This window comes from Citrobacter sp. (assembly GCF_050252275.1).
Lineage (GTDB): Bacteria > Pseudomonadota > Gammaproteobacteria > Enterobacterales > Enterobacteriaceae > Citrobacter_A > Citrobacter_A amalonaticus.
Map to the genome: position 1 here is coordinate 1 of NZ_JBFWLF010000287.1, position 5828 is coordinate 5828.

A 5828-nucleotide genomic window follows, 5' to 3' on the forward strand; every position below is an offset into this window, starting at 1 on the left:
CTGGCAAATGGGTGTTCTACGGTCTGGCAGCCATCCTGACCGTCGTCACGGCGATTGGCATTCTGTCCGTCTAACGTCATCCGCCCTCTTGTCTGCTGATAAGAGGGCGTTTTTATCATTCCCGCCATTATTTCCCCCGCCAGGTTCTACACTTAGGAAAAAACACCCTAAGGATAAAACTATGCGCCTGCTCCCCATCGTTGCCGCTGTAACCGCTGCGTTTCTGGTGGTCTCCTGTAGTACCCCAACCCCGCCACAGGGCGTTACCGTGGTGAATAACTTCGATGCCAAACGCTATCTCGGAACCTGGTACGAAATTGCCCGCTTTGATCATCGCTTTGAACGCGGACTGGAGAAGGTCACGGCGACTTATAGCCAGCGCGATGACGGTGGCCTTACTGTCATCAATAAAGGCTGGAATCCGGACAGGAACAGATGGCAGCAAAGTGAAGGAAAAGCCTATTTTACCGGTGACCCAAGCCGCGCAGCGCTGAAGGTTTCGTTCTTTGGGCCTTTCTACGGCGGGTATAACGTTATCGCGCTCGACAGAGAGTACCGACACGCGCTGGTCTGCGGCCCGGATCGCGACTACTTGTGGATACTCGCCCGCACGCCAACCATTTCTGACGAAATGAAGCAGCAGATGCTGGCCGTCGCGACCCGGGAAGGGTTTGATGTCAATAAACTTATCTGGGTGAAGCAGCCCGGCGATTAGTGGGTGCTTAATTTCAGACCAATAATACCGACAACGATTAACGCCAGACTTGCCAGACGCATGGGATTGGCCGATTCGCCCAGCAGCAGAATACCGGTGATGGCGGCACCGACGGCGCCAATCCCTGTCCACACGGCATACGCGGTACCCACGGGTAGCGTTTTCATCGCCCACGCAAGGAGCGCCATACTGACGATCATCGCGGCAATGGTGATGATACTCGGTGTCAGGCGACTAAAACCGTGGGTATATTTCAGCCCCACCGCCCAAACGACTTCAAGCAGACCGGCGATTAATAAGATTATCCAGGACATATCAGGCTCCAGAGAAATGGGGCCGTCCCCGATGAAAGAAGCGTTCGCAGGTCGTCCTGCAAAGCTGAAGGTGGAAAAAACATTCTTGCCCGAGCGGCGGTGAATTTCAACATTTTTATCTTTCCGCACCTAAAAGCTTGAATTAGGCGCATTTCGCTGCGTATTTTGCGCATTCAGCACTCATCCGACTTCTCTATGATGGGACGCTTTCTGAAGTCAGGAAGCCATTTGCCTTACTTCTGAATGCGAAAACGCTATGTTGAAAATATTAGTGATTGACCGTTGCCACTTCACCCGCACAGGGATCGAGGCATGGCTTAATCATTCCGAACTCTTTAATACGTCGTTTCTGGTCTCTGGGCTCAATAATCTCTTACTGGTTAAAGAGCACATCCAGCAGTGGAAACCTCACCTGGTTATTGCGGACTTATACGGTTTTCTCAACGACACCCTGTCGGCCGAGTCCATTGCCCCATTTTTACTCGCCTGCGGCAGCAGTCCGTTGATATTACTGGAGTCAGGAGGCGTGATGGTAGAGACGCAGCGCTATCCTGTCTGTGCGTCATTAACCAAGCAGGTCTCTTTGGCGATACTGGCTGAAAATATCCACAACGCCCTGCTGAGCGGCTCGGTATCGGAAGCGCCCGGCAATGCCTCGACGCTGCTTACACCACAAGAAGAGAAAGTACTGACGATGTGGATGGAGGGGGCGAGTAACAACGCTATTGCCTGTGCGCTCAGTATTCATGGCAAAACGGTGTACACCTACAAACGCAATATCCGCATGAAGTTACACATGGATAATCGCTTTTCGCCGTTTCTTGCGCCAGCCGAACTGAAAAATTAACGGCACGACAACACTGCCGTACCGTTTTCACCGTTACTGCTGAGCTTTGGTTGCTGCGCCTGAAATAGCGTTGCCGCCGTCGGAGATGTCTTCGCCCACACCACGTGTGGTGTTACACGCAGTCAACACGGAGGAAAGTACTAACACAGAAAAGATCGCTGCAATTGTCTTTTTAACCATAACGTCTTCCTTTTCTAGCCAATGTTATTTGTGTAGTGCCACTTAATCATAGACAAGATCCCGAACAATGCCGGGAGATAGACGCTTTTTAGGACGATGAGAAGAAAATTAACTGGCCGCGTGGGAAATAGAATTGCCGAGGTGCTTAATATCCTCACCAAAGCCGCGCGCGGTATTGCAGCCCGCCAGCAACGAGGTGGTGAGAAGAATCAGTGTTACAAGACCGAGAAGACGTTTCATCATTCCTGCCCTGGATAAACAATGGCGCAGCAAAGTTGCTGCACCATAATGAGCTAAACGCGCAGATTATTTAACGCGGGAAACGTATTCGCCTGAACGCGTATCCACTTTAATCACTTCGCCAATCTGAACGAACAGAGGCACTTTAACTACGGCGCCAGTAGACAGCGTTGCTGGCTTACCACCTGTACCAGCGGTATCGCCTTTCAGACCCGGATCGGTATCAACGATTTCCAGTTCAACAAAGTTCGGCGGCGTCACGGAGATAGGCTGACCGTTCCACAGGGTCACGATGCACTCAGCCTGATCCAGCAACCATTTTCCGCTATCGCCAATCGCTTTAGCATCTGCGGAAAGCTGCTCGAAGGTTTCGTTGTTCATGAAGTGCCAGAACTCGCCGTCGTTGTACAGGTAAGTCAGGTTCATATCTACAACGTCAGCGCCTTCAGCAGAGTCAGTCGACTTGAAGGTTTTCTCAACGCGAGTACCGGTCAGCAGGCGACGCAGTTTCACGCGAGCAAAAGCCTGACCTTTACCTGGTTTAACGAATTCGCTGGCTTCAACCGCATAAGGTTCGCCGTCCAACATGATTTTAAGACCAGCACGAAAATCGTTGCTATAGTACGTTGCCATAAGGCCCTCTGAAAATTGTTAACTGGTAGCTAAGCCACAAAATGGCGCATATTGTAACCCTAAATACCCCATCCAGAGAAGATTGGTTATCGCAACTTGCCGATGTTGTGACCAATCCCGATGAACTCCTGCGTCTTTTGAATATAGACGCAGATGAAAAACTGTTGGCTGGACGCGACGCCAAACGGCTGTTCGCCCTGCGCGTGCCGCGTGCATTTATCGCACGTATGGAAAAAGGTAATCCTGACGATCCGCTTTTACGTCAGGTACTTACCTCCGAAGATGAGTTTATTACCGCGCCGGGTTTCTCCACCGATCCGCTGGAAGAACAGCATAGCGTCGTACCGGGACTGCTGCATAAATACCGTAACCGGGCGCTGCTGCTGGTGAAAGGCGGCTGTGCGGTAAATTGTCGCTATTGCTTCCGTCGCCACTTTCCGTACGCCGAAAATCAGGGAAATAAGCGAAACTGGCAGACGGCGCTGGACTACATTAGCGCGCATACCGAGCTGGATGAGATCATTTTCTCCGGCGGCGATCCGCTGATGGCCAAAGATCATGAGCTGGACTGGCTGCTCACACAACTGGAAGCCATTCCCCATATCAAACGTCTGCGTATTCACAGTCGCCTGCCCATCGTCATCCCTGCGAGGATTACGGAGGGGCTGGTTGCCCGCTTCACCCGTTCTTCGCTGCAGATCCTGCTGGTGAATCACATTAACCACGCTAACGAGGTGGATGACGCGTTTCGACAAGCAATGGCGAAACTACGCATCGCAGGCGTTACGCTGCTCAATCAGAGCGTCCTGCTGCGTGGCGTCAATGATAACGCGCAGACGCTGGCGAACCTCAGTAATGCGCTGTTTGATGCGGGCGTCATGCCCTATTACCTGCACGTGCTGGATAAAGTGCAGGGGGCGACGCATTTCATGGTGACGGATGATGACGCGCGCCAGATTGTGCGTGAACTGCTCACCCTGGTCTCGGGTTATATGGTACCCAAACTGGCGCGGGAAATTGGCGGCGAACCGAGTAAAACACCACTGGATTTACAACTGCGTCAACAATAACCTCGCAATCAGGTGTCCGTATCCGGACACCTGTCGCCAAAACCCCGGATTCCCCCATTCTGTATGCTATTTTAGCGACACCTTGCGAACTATATATTTAAAAATCATATGTATAAGTCGCAACTAATCGCTGAATTTATTATTGGTGAGGGAGAACCGTTATGGCTATCAGTATCAAAGGAGTGAATACGGGTGTTATTCGTAAAGCGAACGAATTCATCGCGCTGGCGCTGAAAATTAAAGAGCTAAGGAACAAGGAATCGCTGTTTTTTCTACCTGCGCTGGAATTACGCGATCTGCTGATTGCCGTGGAAAGTCGTCTGTACCAGAAACAGCAACTGAACGCTGCCGAACGTCAGCACTACGAAAAAACGCGCGATGCTATCAGCAAGAAAATGCAGGAAAACATTCCCGCGATGGTGGAAAACGAACTTCGACATGCGGGTATTCATCGTCGTGTCACCGCCGTCGCCTTAACTGACGCGAGTGGTGACAACATCACACTGACCTTCACGCTTCACGATGGCACAACCTGCGACCTGCGGGTGAACGAATTGCAGATTGATACTTTGGTGTATGCCATTATTCGGGCGATAGAGAACGCGGGTATGCGGGAACTGGCACTGAGGATCTCCTCGTTGCTGGATTTTTTGCCGCTGTACGATGCGGACTGTCTGGACCATGAGCGACTGGAATACGACGCCTACACGCAGTCAGAGTGGAAACACGCGCTTTTCACGCATTATCTTGCGGTACTTTATCGTTTTACGGATGAAACAGGAAAGGAACGGTTCTGCGGCGCTGTCGTGAAAACCCGCGTTCCATCGGGTAGTAAAGAGGCGGAAGCCATTTCCCGTCGTGTACTCGACTTTAGCCCGAGGCTGAAAAAGCTGGCAGGTAAACCGTGTCAGGTCTCTGTCAGAACGCTGACGGCCAATAAAGCGCATACGCTGACCCAGGAGCAATGCCTGCGCGCGCTACATCATTTACGGGTTCAGTCCGTTAACGCCGCAACACAGCACGCCTGATGGCGCTACGCTTATCAGGCCTACGACATAACTTCGAGTCATTACACAAAATCATTCAATCAGAATCGCGGCGGCAAGCGAAGAAATCCCCAGGAGCATAGATAACTATGTGACTGGGGTTTCACAGCGCAGCCAACAAAGAGGCTGGTTGAAGGATGAAGTGTAATCAATTAGGGCACTTATAAACCTGGCCAATCATCTCACTGGCGGTCGGGACAAAGCTGGATAACATGCCCTGGCTCGGGCTGCTGACGCCATAAATCACGTTGCCGCCCATCGCTGCTGCCTGGTTGCGCAGGTCATTTGCCGCACCACGCATAGAACCGCCTTCTTCACCGTGCTGACCTGAAAGCCAGTTGCTTTGCTTCCCGGTGGCCGTGCCAATCAACTGACATTCAGCGCCTGGCTTCTCTTCCACAAAGCGAACGCTTTGCCCTGCGGAACTCAGTTCGTTGCTGGAGCTACAACCCGCCATCAGTAGCGCGGCACCGACGATCCCTGCTAAATATTTCACGTGCATGTTATTCCCCATAATCAATGAGCTGGACGTTTTGTCCGTCACTGAATCTTATACTAAAAAGATGACCAAAAGAAAAACCCCCGAACATTTCTGCCCGAGGGTTTCTCATTTCTGGGAGATAAACACCCTGCAGCCTGAAGGATGCAGGGTGTAGGCGATTACATCATGCCGCCCATACCACCCATGCCGCCCATACCACCAGCAGCACCTAAGTCAGGCGCGTCGCCTTTCGGCAGGTCGGTTACCATGCACTCGGTGGTAATCATCAGGCCAGCCACAGA

General features: G+C 51.9%; 10 protein-coding genes and 1 pseudogene. 5 read left to right on the forward strand and 6 right to left on the reverse strand.

The annotated features are described in order from the left end of the window. Nucleotides 1–74 (forward strand): annotated as a pseudogene (locus AB7E14_RS19450) (fumarate reductase subunit FrdD); the annotation flags it as partial. Nucleotides 75–181: 107 nt separating this feature from the next. Continuing rightward, nucleotides 182–715 carry a lipocalin family protein gene (locus AB7E14_RS19455; RefSeq protein ID WP_042999168.1) on the forward strand — a complete coding sequence of 178 codons (534 nt, stop codon included), beginning with the start codon at nt 182–184 and terminating at the stop codon, nt 713–715. Here the strand turns inward: AB7E14_RS19455 and sugE are convergent. Then, nucleotides 712–1029 carry a quaternary ammonium compound efflux SMR transporter SugE gene (gene sugE / locus AB7E14_RS19460; RefSeq protein WP_042321373.1) on the reverse strand — a complete coding sequence of 106 codons (318 nt, stop codon included), beginning with the start codon at nt 1027–1029 and terminating at the stop codon, nt 712–714. The genes AB7E14_RS19455 and sugE overlap by 4 nt on opposite strands. Nucleotides 1030–1285: 256 nt before the next feature. Here sugE and AB7E14_RS19465 point away from each other — a divergent pair, with 256 nt between their 5' ends. Then, entirely contained in the window at nt 1286–1876 is a 591-nt protein-coding gene (locus AB7E14_RS19465; protein WP_044328366.1) for a LuxR C-terminal-related transcriptional regulator, read from the forward strand. A 33-nt stretch (nt 1877–1909) separates the two neighbouring features. Here AB7E14_RS19465 and ecnB read toward each other — a convergent pair whose 3' ends face one another. The 3 genes from ecnB to efp all read right to left on the reverse strand — a co-directional run bounded on the left by ecnB (nt 1910) and on the right by efp (nt 2929). Beyond that, nucleotides 1910–2056, reverse strand: a complete 147-nt coding sequence (ecnB, locus tag AB7E14_RS19470) for a lipoprotein toxin entericidin B (protein ID WP_042999166.1) — start codon at nt 2054–2056, stop codon at nt 1910–1912. Nucleotides 2057–2164: 108 nt separating this feature from the next. Further along, on the reverse strand, nt 2165–2299 hold the full coding sequence (locus AB7E14_RS19475) for an entericidin A/B family lipoprotein (protein ID WP_042999165.1): 135 nt from the start codon (nt 2297–2299) through the stop codon (nt 2165–2167). Between the two features lie 63 nt (nt 2300–2362). Further along, on the reverse strand, nt 2363–2929 hold the full coding sequence (gene efp / locus AB7E14_RS19480) for an elongation factor P (protein WP_042999164.1): 567 nt from the start codon (nt 2927–2929) through the stop codon (nt 2363–2365). A 41-nt stretch (nt 2930–2970) separates the two neighbouring features. Between efp and epmB the strand changes: the two genes are divergently transcribed. Together epmB and yjeJ are read left to right on the forward strand one after the other, a co-directional pair. Continuing rightward, nucleotides 2971–3999, forward strand: coding sequence for an EF-P beta-lysylation protein EpmB (gene epmB, locus AB7E14_RS19485; protein ID WP_058587214.1), 1029 nt, complete (start codon nt 2971–2973; stop codon nt 3997–3999). Between the two features lie 161 nt (nt 4000–4160). Further along, entirely contained in the window at nt 4161–5027 is an 867-nt protein-coding gene (gene yjeJ / locus AB7E14_RS19490) for a YjeJ family protein (protein ID WP_316962129.1), read from the forward strand. A 166-nt stretch (nt 5028–5193) separates the two neighbouring features. Here the strand turns inward: yjeJ and AB7E14_RS19495 are convergent, their stop codons facing one another. Both AB7E14_RS19495 and AB7E14_RS19500 read right to left on the reverse strand, forming a co-directional pair. Further along, nucleotides 5194–5547, reverse strand: a complete 354-nt coding sequence (locus tag AB7E14_RS19495; protein ID WP_042999161.1) for a DUF4156 domain-containing protein — start codon at nt 5545–5547, stop codon at nt 5194–5196. Nucleotides 5548–5705: 158 nt separating this feature from the next. Next, nucleotides 5706–5828: hypothetical protein (locus AB7E14_RS19500; protein ID WP_428169822.1), on the reverse strand; the 123-nt coding region annotated here is incomplete at its 5' end.